We start from the raw sequence: 14,247 nt of genomic DNA on the forward strand, positions 1-14,247 counted from the left end.
GCATTCCCGGACGTGGGATCCGTCTGGTCGTCGCCGGAGCGCCCGGCCTATCCGCACCAGGCGCTGGCCGTCGTGCTCCAGGTCCGGAGCAGGCGGCTGCACGCCATGCTCTGGCAGCGGCCGAACGAGCCGTTCGCCGGCGCGTGGGCGCTGCCCGGCGGACCGCTGCTCGCGGAGGAGACCCTCGGCGCGTCGGTGGCCCGGCAGTTGGCGGCGAAGGTGGAGGTCGCCCACCTCGGCCACCTCGAGCAGCTGGAGACCCGCAGCGACCCCGACCGCGACCCCCGCGGCCGCACGGTGGCGACGGCGTACCTCGGGCTGGTCCCCGCGCACGTCGACCCCGCGCTGCCCGACGACACCGCCTGGCACCCGGTCGACGCGCTGCCCGGGACGGCGTTCGACCACGGCTCGATCGTGCGCTCGGCGCTGGGCCGGCTGCGCGCCAAGCTCTCGTACACCAACGTCGGTTTCGCGCTGGCTCCGCCCGAGTTCACCGTCGCCGAGCTGCGCGAGCTCTACGTCGCCGCGCTCGGCTACGAGGTGACGGCCACCAACCTGCAGCGCGTGCTGCTGCGCCGCGGCGTGCTGGAGCCGACGGGGGAGCAGGCGCCGTCGGGCCGGTCCGGCGGGCGGCCGGCGGCGCTCTACCGGTTCGCCGCGCCGGAGCTCGAGGTCACCGACCCGTTCGCCGTGTTCCGGCCGCCGTCCGCGCGCTGAGGGCGACCGGACCGCCCATGATCACGAACGGGTGACATGGCGGAGCGGCGAGGCATGGATCCGGGCGGCGTGGCTACCGTCCGCGCCGACACACCGCGGAACGTGGAACGGAGACGAACGTGCTGGTTCTGGGCTTGGTCCTGCTGTTGCTCGGGTTCTTCCTGGAGATCTCGATCCTGTGGACGATCGGCATCATCCTGCTCGTCGTGGGGGCCGTCCTGTACGTCCTGGGCTCGACCGGCCGTGCGGTCGGCGGGCGGAGGCACTGGTACTGAGCCGGCCGTCGGCGTCGGCCTCCGCGCGAGGCCGCCGAGCCGACGGCGCGACGGACGAACGGACCCCCGGCTGCTCGCGCGGCCGGGGGTCCGTCGTCGTCGTGGGGGTCCGTGATCAGGGGCAGAGCGGCAGCGCCGGCAGCAGCTTGACGCCCAGCGGGCCCAGCAGCGAGCAGGTGACGCCGGGGACCAGCGCGACCCCCGGCGGAGCCTCCAGAGCCGGAGCCGGTGCGGGCGGCGGTGCCGGGAGGGGCAGCGGTGGCAGCGGCAGGGCCGGCAGCGGGAGCGCCGGCGGGGCCGGCGCGGGGTCCGGAGCGGGAGCCGGGGCGGGCGCCGCCGGGGCGGGCGCTGCCGAGCCGCCGCCGGCCGGGGGCGCGGCCGATCCGCCCGGTGCGGGCGCCGCAGGGCCCGACGCCGGCGCGGGGGCCGGTGGCTCGCCCGGCCCTGGTGCCGGGGCGGGAGCCGGCGCCGGGGCGCTCCCCGCGAGCAGCACCGTGTCGGCCGACGCGGGGGTCGTGTCGCGCAGCCCGAGGGCCGGCCCGGGTGCGGCCGGCCCGCGCACGCCGCCGGACGGTGCCGGCACCGGGCTGCTGGTGTCGCCGCGCAGCGGCAGCGAGTCGACCGGGATGCCTGTCGCGTAGGAGCGGGCGAGCGCGAGCACCTGGTCCACGTACTCGTCGGAGTGGTTGTAGGCGAACACCGCACGGCGCTGCCCGGCCGCGGTGCGCAGGTCGCCGCCGGCGGTGCACAGGTAGCTGGCCGAGCCCAGGGCGGCGTCGTCGATGTCGAAGGGGTCGGTCGTGCCGTTGCCGTCGCCGTCCACCGCGTACGAGCGCCAGGTGGTCGGGATGAACTGCATGGGGCCGACCGCGCGGTCGTAGGCGGGGTCGTGGTCGAAGGCGCCGTCGTCGGAGTCGGCGATGTAGGCGAACTTCCCCCCGTCGAGCGCCGGGCCGCGGATCTCCGGGGTCGAGGTGCCGTCCGGGTTCAGCTGGGCGCCGCCGAACCGGCCGTGGTTGGACTCCACCCGGCCGATGGCGGCCAGCAGCGACCAGTCGATGCCGCATCCCGGGTCCGAGGCGCCCATCCGGGCGGCGGCCACGCGGTAGGCGTTGAGGGCGACGTTCGGGATGCCGTTCTCGGCCAGGCCGGTGATCACGGCCGGCGTGGCCGGCTGCGGCTGCGGGACGGCCACGGGCAGCGGCGGCAGCGTGATGGCCCCGGGTGGCGCGCCACGGGAGAGCTCGGAGGCGGTCGGCTGCGCGGTGCTGGTCTCGGCGTCGGCCTCCTGCAGCCCGCCGTCGCCGGTGGTGGCGCCGAGCCCGCTCACCAGGCCGGCGGAGCCGACGACCGCGGCCGCCAGGAGCAGCGCCCGGTGCCGCCGGTCGGCGGCCGGCGGGATCGGTTGCCGCTTCTCGCGCAGGCGGGCGTGCGTCGACCGTCGCATCCATCGCTCCTGGTGCCGTAGCTGACTCCGTGGCCGGGCGACCGGTACCCGTGACACGTGGTCTCAATCACAGGGATCCGCGCAGGTCGGAGGAGGTGTCCGCGGAACGACGACGGCCGGGATCCGGCGCGGGACTCAGGCCTGCAGGAGGCGGAGCACGTTCCGCCCGGCGTCGCCCGCCTGCGCCAGCATCGCGAGGCCGGCCTGCCGGAGGACGTCGCTGCGGGTGAGGGCGGCCATCTCGGCGGCCAGGTCCGCGTCCCGGATCCGCGACAGCGCCGCGGCGGTGTTCTCGTCCGCGACGCCGCGAGCGGCGACGGTGTGCTCGAGCCGGTTCTGCAGCGCACCCAGCTGCGCCCGCTGCGACATGACCGTCTCGAGTGCCAGGTCGATCGTCGAGATCATGTCCTGGCCCTGCCGGAACAGCGGTCCGGCGTAGTCGACCTCCTCCGGCGTCGCGCCGTCGGCGGGCACCGGTCCGCGGAAGTGCAGGACGCTGCCGTGGTCCACGTGCTCGTCGGCGGCCAGGGTGCGCAGCGGCCCCTGCGCGAAGGCCGCCCCACCGGCCGAGAGACCGGCGGCAGCGGCGGCCGCGTTGAGCTGGGCCAGCGCCTCGGCGCCGCTGACGACGCCGTCCTGGTCGGTGTCGGTGTAGTCGACGGAGCCCAGCTCGAGGCTCGCGCCGCCGACCGTGACGCGGCCGCGCAGGGTGGGGAGCTGCTCGGCGGTGGTGCCGGGGAACGTGATGAGCCCCGCGCGCGGGGGGATGGTGGTCCGCGCCGGCTCCACCAGGACGTCGGCGTGCGGCCCGCCGTAGCCGGGGCTCAGGGTGGCCAGCTCGGCGTCGGTGGCGTCCGGTGCGGGGTCGGCTCCGCGGAAGATCAGGTCGTCGCCGTCGTCGACGAACGGGTCGGGCCGGTGGGTGATGCCCGCGGCGGCGGCTGCGGCGTTGAGCTGGGCCACCTGCTCGGCGGTGCTCACGGTGCCGTCGGCGTCGGTGTCCGCGTAGACCACCGCACCCAGGTCCAGGCTGCTGCCGCCGTAGCTGATCGTCCCGCTCACCGCGCCCAGGTCCCCGCCCGCGGTGACCCCCACGAGGACGACCTGGCCCAGCCGGGGCTGTTCGACCGAGCCCGTCGCGGGGGTGACGTGCACGGACGCCGGGTCGGCGGTGGCGAAGACGTTGACGCCGTCCACCCCGAGGCCCGTGGCACCCGTCGCGGCGCTGATCCGCACGTCCAGGACGTCGCCCGGGCCGGCGCCGACCTGGAAGGAGCCGGCGTAGCTCCCGTCGAGCAACGGCCGCCCCGCGAAGGAGGTCACCGACGCGATCCGGGTGAGCTCGGCCTTGAGGTCGTCGAGTTCGCGCTGGATCGCCGAGCCGGCGTCGGCGTCCACCACCCCGCGGTTGGCCGCCTGGACGGCGAGGTCGCGCATCCGCTGCAGCACCGCGGTGGTCTCGTGCAGGGCGCCGTCGGCGACCTGCACCAGCGAGACGGCGTCCCAGGTGTTGCGGAGCGCCTGCGCGCCGCCGCCGAGCCGGGCCCGCAGCCCCTCGGAGATGGCGAGCCCGGCGGCGTCGTCGGCGGCCCGGTTGATCCGCAGGCCCGAGGTCAGGCGCTCCAGCGAGCGGTCGGTGCGGGCGCTGCTCAGGGCCAGGTACCGGTGCGCGGTCAGGCCGGGGAGGCCCGCGGCCACGCGCACCGCCACCGGCCCTCCTCCCGTTCGGTGCCGCGGCGCCCCCTGCGCCGCAGCACTCCCACGAGCGGTAACGGACGGGACCGGTGGGAATCGAGCCGAACACCGGACCCGGGGCCGACGGGTGCGCGCAGCACTCCGGAGGAGCGCGCCCGGCAGGACTCGAACCTGCGGCCAAGTGCTTAGAAGGCACCTGCTCTATCCGCTGAGCTACGGGCGCTCGGTCGCCGATCATCGCACCGCACGGTAGGGCGGGGGTGCGGCGGCGGGCGGGGCGTCGTCCACAGGGGTGGGGTGCGTCCACAGATGAGCCGGAGCGCACCCGTCCGGGCGCGCCGCCCCCCAGGGTCGGAGGACACCGGCACCGCGCCGGCCGCGCCGCTGGCGCAGCACCTCCGAGGAGCACCGTGAACGACACCACCGTCACCGTCGTCGGCAACGTCGCCGACTCACCCCGCCGCGTCACCACCGAGAAGGGCGCGGTCACCAACTTCCGCATGGCCTCCACCGCGCGCCGCTACGACTCCGCGCAGGAGGGTTACGTCGACTCGGGCACCTTCTGGGTCGACGTCGAGTGCTGGGGCGCGCTGAGCAGCAACGTGGCCGCGAGCCTCAGCAAGGGCGACCCGGTGGTGGTCCACGGGGCGCTGACCACCCACAGCTGGGAGTCCGACGCCGGCCCCCGCAGCAAGCCCCGGATCCGGGCGTTCGCGGTCGGGCCCAACCTGCAGAAGGGCCGCTCGCTGTTCACCCGCGACCGGAGCGGCCGGGCGGCCGAGGAGACGACTCCCGTGCCGCCGGCGCGGGACGCCGCCGACGAGGCGGACTTCCCGGGCTCCGACGGCGAGCCGCGCCGGGGCCGGGACTACCTCGCAGCCGACGACGCGTTGCACCCGGTGGACGCCGCCGACCTCGCCGCGCAGCCCGCGCACGCCTAGTTGCCCCGGGCTGGGAGGATCGGAGGTGAGAACGCATGGGGGCCGGGCCGGGGACGCCGGCCCGCCCCCCGCTCGCGAGACGACGGAAGGCTCCGAAGCCCAGTGGCTCAGTACATCTACACGATGGTCCGCGCGCGCAAGGCGCACGGCGACAAGGTGATCCTCGACAACGTCACCCTGTCGTTCCTGCCCGGCGCGAAGATCGGCGTCGTCGGCCCCAACGGTGCCGGCAAGTCGACGGTGCTCCAGATCATGGCCGGCATGCAGCAGCCCTCGAACGGTGAGGCGACGCTCGCGCCGGACGCCACGGTCGGCATCCTGCTGCAGGAGCCGCCGCTCAACGAGGCGCTCGACGTGCGGGGCAACGTCGAGGAGGCGGTCAAGCCGCTGCGCGACGCGCTGACCCGCTTCGAGGAGGTGAGCGCGGCGATGGGGGAGCCCGACGCCGACTTCGACGCACTCCTCGCCGAGCAGGGCGAGCTCATGGAGGTCATCGAGAACTCCGACGGCTGGGAGCTCGACGCCCGCATCGAGCAGGCGATGGACGCGCTGCGCTGCCCGCCGGGTGACGCCGACGTCACCGTCCTGTCCGGTGGTGAGCGCCGCCGTGTCGCGCTGTGCAAGCTGCTGCTCGAGGCGCCGGACCTGCTGCTGCTCGACGAGCCCACCAACCACCTGGACGCCGAGAGCGTCGCGTGGCTGGAGCAGCACCTGGAGAAGTACGCCGGCACCGTCGTCGCCGTCACGCACGACCGGTACTTCCTGGACAACGTGGCGCAGTGGATCCTCGAGCTGGACCGCGGCCGCGCCTACCCCTACGAGGGCAACTACTCCACCTACCTCGAGACCAAGGCCGCGCGCCTGCAGGTCGAGGGGGCCAAGGACGCCAAGCGCGCCAAGCGGCTCAAGGAGGAGCTGGAGTGGGTGCGCTCCGGTGCCAAGGCCCGGCAGGCGAAGAGCAAGGCGCGTCTGGCCCGGTACGAGGAGATGGCGGCGGAGGCCGACAAGTTCCGCAAGCTGGACTTCGAGGAGATCCAGATCCCGCCGGGCCCCCGCCTGGGCAGCGTGGTCGTCGAGACCAACAAGCTCACCAAGGGCTTCGGCGACCGGGTGCTCATCGACGACCTGTCGTTCAACCTGCCGCGCAACGGCATCGTCGGGGTCGTCGGCCCCAACGGCGTCGGCAAGACCACGCTGTTCAAGATGCTGGTCGGCGAGGAGAAGCCCGACGACGGCGAGATCAAGGTCGGCGAGACGGTCATGCTCTCCTACGTCGAGCAGACCCGCAGCGGCATCGACCCGAAGAAGACCCTGTGGGAGGTCGTCTCCGACGGCCTGGACCACATCAAGGTCGGCAACGTCGAGATGCCCTCTCGGGCCTACATCGCCGCGTTCGGCTTCAAGGGCCCGGACCAGCAGAAGCCGGCCGGCGTGCTGTCCGGCGGTGAGCGCAACCGCCTGAACCTGGCGCTCACCCTCAAGCAGGGCGGCAACCTGCTGCTGCTCGACGAGCCGACGAACGACCTCGACACCGAGACGCTGACCAGCCTGGAGAGCGCGCTGCTCGAGTTCCCCGGTTGCGCCGTCGTGGTCAGCCACGACCGGTGGTTCCTGGACCGCGTGGCCACCCACATCCTCGCCTACGAGGGCGAGTCGAAGTGGTTCTGGTTCGAGGGCAACTTCGCCGACTACGAGAAGAACAAGGTCGAGCGGCTCGGCCAGGAGGCCACCCGGCCGCACCGGGCGACCTACCGCAAGCTCACCCGCGACTAGCACGACCCAGCGGACACCCACGACGGCCGGCCGGAGCACCCGCTCCGCGCCGGCCGTCGTCGTCTCAGGGCCCCTCGAAGCGCAGGACGAAGCGGCGCTGCCACCGCGTCTCGACCGCCCGGGGCCGGTAGTGGCGGCGGACGAAGGCGACCGCCTCGGTGGGGGTCACGCCGTCGAGGACGGCCAGGCAGGCCAGTGCGGTCCCGGTGCGCCCGGTCCCACCGGTGCAGGCGATCTCCACCCGCTCGGCCGCCGCCCGCTCCCACGCCGCCGTGAGCGCCCTCCGGAGGTCGGCCGGGTCCGACGGGAGGCCGAAGTCCCGCCAGCGCACCCAGCGTTGCTCCCACGGCGTCTCCGGCGGGCGGCGGCCGCGCAGGTAGACGCCGAACTCCGGCTCCGGGTGCGGCACGGCCTGGCGCATGCCACGACCGAGCACCCGTCGTCCCGACGGCAGCACCAGCACGCCCGGCAGGTCCTCGGGCCAGGAGTCGCCCACGGGGCCACCGTAGGGCCGCCGACGGGTCCCCGAGCAGCGACCCGCGCGCCGTACGGCAGGGTGGCGGTGTGAGGCATACCGCTGCGGTCCCGATGCGCTGGTCGGACATGGACGCCTACCAGCACATCAACAACGTCGCCTTCCTCGGCTACTTCGAGATGGCGCGGATCAGCCTGTTCCGCGAGCAGCCCACGCACGACCTGCGGACCGGCCAGCGGCGCGGGCTCATCGTCGCGGCGCACGAGATCGCCTACAAGCGCCAGGTCGTCTACTCCTCGCAGCCGCTGCAGGTCGACGTCTGGGTGACCGACGTGCGCGCCGCGACCTTCCTCTGCCGCTACGAGCTGTTCGACCACGGGAACCTGGCGGTCACCGGCAGCACGAAGATCGTGCCCTTCGACTTCGCCCTCGGGCGCCCCCGGCGGCTCACGCCGGAGGAGAAGGAGTTCCTCGCCTGCTGGGCCGACGAGCCCCGGGTCTGACCCGGGACGCAGCGACCCCCGGACGCCGAGGGCGTCCGGGGGTCGCTGACCGAGCGGGGATCAGGCCTTGCGGGCGGCCCGCCACGCGGCGCCGAGGACCGCGGCGGCGATGCCGGCCTTGACCAGCCCGCCGAGGATGAACGGGTAGAAACCGGCGTCGAGCGCCTGCGCGGCCGACATGTCGGCCGAGACGGCCAGCCACGGCACGCCGACGGCGAAGACGACCGCCTGGCCGGCGATGAACAGCGGCACCGCCTTGAGCGGGTTGCGGTCCATGGCGTGGCGGGCGCCCAGGCCGATGAGGAACGCGGCCGGGATGAAGCCGACGACGTAGCCGCCGGTCGCGCCGAAGACGACGTCGACGCCGCCGGTGGCCTCGGAGTAGAAGGGCAGGCCCACCAGGGCGCAGGCCATGTAGGCGACCTGCACGGCGATGCCCCGCACCGGGCCGAGCGCCGCCGCGGTCAGCACGACCGCCAGCGTCTGGCCGGTGATCGGCACGGGCGAGCCGGGCACCGGCACCGAGACCTGCGCCAGGACGGCGGTGAGCAGCACGCCGAGCGCCACGAGGACGACGTTGCGCGCGCGCACGGCGGGCACCAGGTCGGCGAGAACGAGCGGGCGCAACGGCTGCGCGGGCATCGAAGCGGTGGCCACGAATCCTCCTGAACGGCGGGTCGGCGCCGGCGGCACGGCCGGCGCCCGAGATCACCGGAGAGTCTGCACTACGGCGCGCCCGCCGGTGTCACCCACCGGGTGCACGCCGGTCAGGCGACCAGCCAGGCCGCGGCGTCGTGCGGGAGCTCCCCGCCTGTGACGTCCGAGCTGGCCAGCAGCACGCTGCCCTCGGGCAGCGGCACCGCGGCGCCGGACAGGTTGAGCAGGCACACCAGGCCGCCCGGACGGCGGAACGCCAGGCATCCGTCGGGTGACGGCAACCACTCCAGGCCCTCGCCGGCGAAGGCCGGCGACGAGCGGCGGAAGGCCAGCGCGGCTCGGTACAGCGACTGCATCGAGCCCGGATCGTCGGCCTGGGCCTCCGCGGTCAGCTCCGCCCAGCCCTCGGGCATCGGCAGCCAGGTCCCCAGCTGCGACGAGAAGCCGTAGGAAGGCTCGCTCCCCGACCACGGCACCGGGATGCGGCACGCGTCGCGGCCGCGCTCGGTGCCGCCGGAGCGGAACCAGATGGGGTCCTGCAGCGCCTCGTCGGGGAGGTCGACGTCGGGCATGCCGAGCTCGTCACCGTTGTAGAGGTAGGCGGCGCCGGGCAGCGCCAGCTGCAGCAGCGCGGCCCCCCGGGCCCGGCGGGTGCCCAGCTCGCCGTCGCCGTAGCGGGTGACGTGGCGGGGACGGTCGTGGTTGGACAGCACCCAGCAGGCCGGGGCGGGGGAGTCCGCGACCGCCTCGAGGGAGTGCACGACGGCCTCGCGCAGGGCGTCGGGCGCCCACTCCGCGGTCAGCAGCTTGAAGTTGAAGGCCAGCTGCAGCTCGTCGGGGCGCAGGTACCGGGCCAGCCGCGTGTCGTCCGAGACCCAGACCTCGCCCACGGCCATCCGGTCGGGGTACTCGTCCAGCACCGCGCGGATCCGCCGGTGCACGGCGTGCACGCCGTCCTGGTCGAACCGGAGGTCGCCGGGGCCGTGGTCGTCCAGCAGCCCGGTGTCCTCCATCGGCACCATGTCCGGGAGCCCCTCGGGCTTGGCCATGCCGTGCGCGACGTCGATGCGGAAGCCGTCGACCCCCCGGTCCAGCCAGAACCGCATCGTCTCCTCGAGGTCGGCGAGCACCTCGGGGTTGGTGAAGTCCAGGTCCGGCTGCTCGGGCGCGAAGATGTGCAGGTACCACTGGCCGTCGGGCACCCGCGTCCACGCCGGCCCACCGAAGACCGACGGCCAGTTGTTCGGCGGCTCGGCGCCGTCGGCACCCCGGCCGTCGCGGAACAGGTAGCGCGCCCGCTCGGGCGAGCCCGGCGCGGCGGCCAGCGCCGCCTGGAACCACGCGTGCTCGGACGAGCTGTGGTTGGGCACCAGGTCGACGGTCACCCGCAGGTCCAGCGCGTGCGCCTCGGCGAGCAGCGCGTCGAAGGCGGCCAGGTCACCGAAGACCGGGGCGACGTCGCGCGGGTCGGCGACGTCGTACCCGTGGTCGGCCATCGGCGAGGGGTAGAACGGCGTGATCCACAGGGCGTCGACGCCGAGACCGCGCAGGTAGGGCAGCCGCTCGCGCAGACCGTGCAGGTCGCCGACGCCGTCGCCGTTCCCGTCGGCGAAGCTGCGGACGTACACCTGGTAGAAGACCGCGTCCCGCCACCACTCGGTGGGCAGCGCGGTGCTGGGCTCCGGGTTCACGGGGCTCCTCGGAGGTCGCGGGTGGGAAGGGGGCGCCGGGCCCTCAGGGGGAGAGGTCGCCGCCGGCGTCGGCGGGGAAGCGGTTCTGCATGCTGCGTGCGGCCATCGACAGGTACCCCCACAGCGTGGCGTCCTGCTCGGCCGGCAGCTCGAGGGAGTCGACGGCGTCGCGCATGTGCCGCAGCCAGGCGTCGCGCTCGGCGGGACCGATGGCGAAGGGCGCGTGCCGCATCCGCAGCCGGGGGTGCCCGCGCTCGTCGGAGTAGGTCGTCGGGCCGCCCCAGTACTGCTCCAGGAAGCCGCGCAGGCGCGTCTCGGCGCCCTCCCAGTCGTCCTGGGGGTACAGCGGCGCGAGCACCGGGTCGGTGCGGACGGCGGCGTAGAACCGGGAGACGAGCCGCTCGAACGTCGCCGGCCCGCCGACCTCCTCGTAGAAGGTCCGCGCCGACGGCAGCCGCCTCGACTCGCTCATGCCTGCGATGCTCCCTCAGCCTCGGTTCCGACGGACGACCACCCCTGGGTCCGTCGATAGGCAACCAGCGCCGGGGCGACGGCGATCATTCCGACGCCGCCGCAGAGGGCGAGCACGCTGCTGGGCGCCAGGCCCTCGGCGGCCAGACCGGCGGCGAGGGCGCCGAGGCCCTGCACGCCGTACAGACCGCTGACGGCGACGCCGAACGCGCGGCCGCGGTAGGCCGGCGGCGTCGCCTGGACGAAGGAGATGTTGAGCGGGACGAGCCACGCCGCCCCGAGGCCCGAGAGGAACAGCAGCGCCAGCAGGGCGGGGAACGACGGGGGCCCGGCCGCGCCCACGAGGAGGCCGCCGGCGAGCAGCGGCACCAGCGAGAGGACCACCAGCGGCACGACCAGCCGCTCGCGGCGGCGGGGCGGGACGAACCGGCCCAGCAGCAGCCCGCCGACGACGACGCCCGCCGGATTGGCGGCCAGCAGCACGCCGATGACCATGCTGCCGCGGTCGAGCTCGGTGGCCAGCGGGGCGGCGATGCCCTCCCAGGCGTTGGCGAACAGCGCGCCGATCCAGAGCACGGCTATGATCGCCAGCATCCGGCGACTGCCGCGGATGAAGCGCAGGCCGGCGGCGGTGTCCCGCCACAGCGAGGCGCCTCCGGCCGGGGGCGCGGGCGCCGGGCGGCGCTGCAGGCGCGCGGAGAGCCACAGCGCCGACACCGCGAAGGTGGCGGCGTCGATGCCCAGCGCGAGCGAGGGGTGCAGCGCGACCAGCGCCCCGCCGACCAGGAAGCCGACCACCTGCGCGACCTGCAGGGTGACCGTCGTCAGGGAGGTCGCGACGGCGTACCTGTCGCCGTCGAGCACGTCGGCCATGAGCGCCGACCGCGCCGACTCGAACGGTGGTGCGCACAGGGACACGAGCAGCAGGAGCCCGAGCAGGAGCGGCAGCGGCATCCCGGGGATGGCCATGAGCCCGAGGACCACGGCCCGGACGGCGTCGGTGGCGACGAGCACGCGGTGCCGGGGCAGCCGGTCGGCCAGCGTGGAGAGGAACGGGCCGCCGATCAGCCACGGGAAGTGGCTGATCGCGAAGGTCAGGGCGGAGAGCAGCGGGGAGCTGGTGCGCTGGTAGACCAGCACGGTCAGCGCCACGCGGGCCAGCTCGTCGCCGGCCGTGGAGAGCAGGAAAGTCCCGAACAGCGGCCGGAACTCCGGCACGGCGAAGACCTCGCGGTAGGTGGCCGGCCGGGCGAAGCCGACCGGGTCGGTGTCCTCCGACGCGGTGGCGGTCACCGGCGGGCCGACCCGCGGCGCACCGGCGGGCGCGAGGTGCCGTCCGACCTGCGCATGGGACCCCCCGGCATCTCGTCCCCGTCGGCGCGGAGCGCCGCCACGATTAGTGATCTGACAATCACCGAAATTGTGTCAGGCGCCCGGCCCTCTGTCAGCCACGGGCGTCGTCATCGTCCTCCGCGGGCGCCAGGCCGGTGTGCTGGGCCAGGAACGCCAGCTGGTCGGCCGCCAGCCCCACCGTTCGGCTGACCGCCCGCGCGCCGTGGCCGACCGAGACCTCGCGCCGCAGGACGACCGGCGCCTCGGCGCTGGTCGCGTGCTGCAGGGCGGCGGCGAGCTTGCGGCCGTGCAGCGGGTGGACGCGCGTGTCGGACTCGAACGTCGTGAGGAGCACCGCCGGGTACGCCGTCCCCTCCCGGACGCGGTGGTAGGGCGAGTAGCCGAGCAGCCAGCCGAGCTCCGTCGGGTCCTCGGCGGTGCCGTACTCGTCGTTCCAGGTGCGCCCGAGCCCGAACAGCTCGTAGCGGACCATGTCGAGCAGCGGCGCGCTGCAGACGACGGCGGCCGCGAGGTCGGGCCGCTGGGTGAGCGTGGCGCCGACCAGCAGCCCGCCGTTCGAGCCGCCGAAGACGCCGAGCTGCGCGTGCGTCGTCCAGCCCTCCGCGACCAGGTGCTCGCCCGCGGCGGCGAAGTCGTCGAACACGTTCTGCTTGCGCTCGCGCATACCGGCCCGGTGCCACTCCTCGCCGTGCTCCGAGCCGCCGCGCAGGTTGGCCACCGCCCACACACCTCCCGCGGCGACCCACGACAGCGCCTGCGCGCTGTACGCCGGGGTGAGCGACACGTTGAAGCCGCCGTAGCCGTAGAGCACCGCGGGCCGCGGGGTGTCCGGGGCGCCGGTCGGCGACAGCACGAACAGGTGCACCGGCGTCCCGTCGGCCGAGGTGGCGTGCGTCTCGACGACGACCAGCCCGGGGACCGCGCCTGCGACCGCCGCCCGCTCCCAGTCGGCGAGCACCTCCGGGGTCCCGGCGTCCCAGCGCAGCACCGACGGCGGCGTCGCGTAGTCGGTGTAGCCGACCCAGGCCTCGGTGCCGCCCTCCGGTCGGCTCACCACTCCGGAGATGCTGCCGGCGCCCGGTGCGGGCACCTCGGCGCGCCGGCCCGAGCCGTCCGCCGCCCACACCGAGAGCCGGTCGGTCGCGTCGACCGCGTGCACGGCCAGCACCTGCAGCCCGCCGTCGGGGCCGTCGACCAGCGTCACGTCGGAGAGCACGGCGTCCGGCTGCTGGGGGACGACGTCCCGCCAGGACTCCGGCGCCCAGGTCGCGGGGTCGGCCGGGTCGGCGACCGCGAGCCGCCAGCGCGGGGTGCCGCGGTCCGACATCAGCCACAGCCGCCCGTCGCGGGCCACCCAGGCCGAGGTCTGCGCGTCCACGCCCACCTGCAGCTCGCGCAGGGTCGCGTCGCCGGAGAGGTCGGCCAGCCAGACGTCGTCCCGGGGGGCGGTGCCCACGGAGCGGGAGACGACCAGCCAGCGGCCGTCGCGGCTGGTGTGCACGCCGAAGTAGCTGGCCGGATCGCTGCCCTCGCCGTGCACGAGGACGTCCTCATCGGCCGGTGCGCCGACGCGGTGGCGCCAGACCCGGCGGTGGAACTGCTCCTTGCCCTCGGGCACGAGCTCGGGCGCCAGCCGCCGCACGTAGAACAGCTCCTCCCCACCGGGCAGCCAGGCCACGGGGGAGTAGCGGCAGCGGTCGACGGGCCCGTCGAGCAGTTCGCCGCTGGCGACGTCCACGACGTACAGCCGCGACTCCTCGTCGCCGCCCACGGAGAGCTGGTAGGCCAGCCGGTCGCCCTCGACCGAGGGGGACCAGGCGTCCAGCGTCGTGGTGCCGGCCGGGTCCAGGACCATCGGGTCGACCAGAACGCGGACCGTGCCGTCGGCCTCGGTCACCCGCAGCACCGCGTGCTCCTGCCCCGGGTCGCGGCGGGTGGAGAACGCCCGGTCGCCCCGCCAGACCGGCAGCCCGACGGCGCCGGCGTGCACCAGCTGCTCCATGCGCGCGGCGAACGCCGGGCGCGACGGGAGGGCCCCCAGCACCTCGGTGGCCAGCGCGTCCTGCGCCTCGCTCCAGGCGACCGTGCGCGGGTCGTCGGCGTCCTCCAACCAGCGGTACGGGTCGGCCACGGCGTGTCCGTGCAGGTCCTCGACGAGGTCGAGCCGGGGGGCGTCGGGATAGCGCATCCGGCCACGGTAGAGCCCCTGCGACGGCCTCCGGAGGGTTCGCAGGCGACGCCGGGCGCCG

Annotated in this window: 13 protein-coding genes and 1 tRNA gene; 5 read left to right on the forward strand and 9 right to left on the reverse strand. The window is 75.1% G+C overall.

All coding sequences use genetic code 11. From position 1 onward, the window contains the following. The first annotated feature begins 12 nt into the window (after positions 1-12). The gene (locus ACI79H_RS04395) at positions 13-717 is read left to right on the forward strand and encodes an NUDIX hydrolase (RefSeq protein WP_456553160.1); all 705 of its coding nucleotides are present in this window, start codon (positions 13-15) and stop codon (positions 715-717) included. A 119-nt stretch (positions 718-836) separates the two neighbouring features. Further along, positions 837-992 (forward strand): DUF6131 family protein, encoded by a 156-nt coding sequence (locus tag ACI79H_RS04400; RefSeq protein ID WP_456553161.1) that lies wholly within the window; start codon positions 837-839, stop codon positions 990-992. 115 nt (positions 993-1,107) lie between these two features. On the opposite strand, the gene ACI79H_RS04405 is transcribed toward ACI79H_RS04400, so the two are convergent. The 3 genes from ACI79H_RS04405 to ACI79H_RS04415 form a co-directional block, all read right to left on the reverse strand. Then, a complete protein-coding gene (locus tag ACI79H_RS04405; protein ID WP_456553162.1) occupies positions 1,108-2,439 on the reverse strand; it encodes a lytic murein transglycosylase in 1,332 nt (443 codons plus the stop codon). A gap of 135 nt (positions 2,440-2,574) precedes the next feature. After that, positions 2,575-4,149, reverse strand: coding sequence for a flagellin N-terminal helical domain-containing protein (locus ACI79H_RS04410; RefSeq protein ID WP_456553163.1), 1,575 nt, complete (start codon positions 4,147-4,149; stop codon positions 2,575-2,577). A gap of 135 nt (positions 4,150-4,284) precedes the next feature. After that, positions 4,285-4,357, reverse strand: a tRNA-Arg gene (locus tag ACI79H_RS04415). Positions 4,358-4,544: 187 nt separating this feature from the next. Here ACI79H_RS04415 and ACI79H_RS04420 point away from each other — a divergent pair. Together ACI79H_RS04420 and ettA are read left to right on the forward strand one after the other, a co-directional pair. Continuing rightward, positions 4,545-5,075: a single-stranded DNA-binding protein gene (locus tag ACI79H_RS04420; RefSeq protein ID WP_456553164.1), complete on the forward strand. Its 531-nt coding sequence runs from the start codon at positions 4,545-4,547 to the stop codon at positions 5,073-5,075. A gap of 102 nt (positions 5,076-5,177) precedes the next feature. Further along, positions 5,178-6,848, forward strand: a complete 1,671-nt coding sequence (gene ettA, locus ACI79H_RS04425; protein ID WP_456553165.1) for an energy-dependent translational throttle protein EttA — start codon at positions 5,178-5,180, stop codon at positions 6,846-6,848. 64 nt (positions 6,849-6,912) lie between these two features. Here ettA and ACI79H_RS04430 read toward each other — a convergent pair whose 3' ends face one another. Next, on the reverse strand, positions 6,913-7,344 hold the full coding sequence (locus ACI79H_RS04430) for a protein-tyrosine phosphatase family protein (protein WP_456553166.1): 432 nt from the start codon (positions 7,342-7,344) through the stop codon (positions 6,913-6,915). A gap of 68 nt (positions 7,345-7,412) precedes the next feature. Here ACI79H_RS04430 and ACI79H_RS04435 point away from each other — a divergent pair, with 68 nt between their 5' ends. Then, the gene (locus ACI79H_RS04435) at positions 7,413-7,826 is read left to right on the forward strand and encodes an acyl-CoA thioesterase (protein WP_456553167.1); all 414 of its coding nucleotides are present in this window, start codon (positions 7,413-7,415) and stop codon (positions 7,824-7,826) included. A 60-nt stretch (positions 7,827-7,886) separates the two neighbouring features. Here the strand turns inward: ACI79H_RS04435 and ACI79H_RS04440 are convergent, their stop codons facing one another. From ACI79H_RS04440 to ACI79H_RS04460, 5 genes are all read right to left on the reverse strand, one after another. Further along, positions 7,887-8,483, reverse strand: coding sequence for a biotin transporter BioY (locus ACI79H_RS04440; RefSeq protein WP_456553168.1), 597 nt, complete (start codon positions 8,481-8,483; stop codon positions 7,887-7,889). A gap of 110 nt (positions 8,484-8,593) precedes the next feature. Beyond that, the gene (locus ACI79H_RS04445) at positions 8,594-10,174 is read right to left on the reverse strand and encodes a glycoside hydrolase family 13 protein (RefSeq protein ID WP_456553169.1); all 1,581 of its coding nucleotides are present in this window, start codon (positions 10,172-10,174) and stop codon (positions 8,594-8,596) included. 43 nt (positions 10,175-10,217) lie between these two features. Then, positions 10,218-10,646, reverse strand: a complete 429-nt coding sequence (locus tag ACI79H_RS04450; RefSeq protein WP_456553170.1) for a globin — start codon at positions 10,644-10,646, stop codon at positions 10,218-10,220. Continuing rightward, positions 10,643-11,938: an MFS transporter gene (locus ACI79H_RS04455; protein WP_456553171.1), complete on the reverse strand. Its 1,296-nt coding sequence runs from the start codon at positions 11,936-11,938 to the stop codon at positions 10,643-10,645. The genes ACI79H_RS04450 and ACI79H_RS04455 overlap by 4 nt, the downstream gene beginning before the upstream one ends. 151 nt (positions 11,939-12,089) lie before the next feature. Continuing rightward, on the reverse strand, positions 12,090-14,186 hold the full coding sequence (locus tag ACI79H_RS04460) for a prolyl oligopeptidase family serine peptidase (RefSeq protein WP_456553172.1): 2,097 nt from the start codon (positions 14,184-14,186) through the stop codon (positions 12,090-12,092). Between the last annotated feature and the right edge of the window lie 61 nt (positions 14,187-14,247).

The sequence above is a fragment of the Blastococcus sp. SYSU D01042 genome (genome assembly GCF_054050515.1).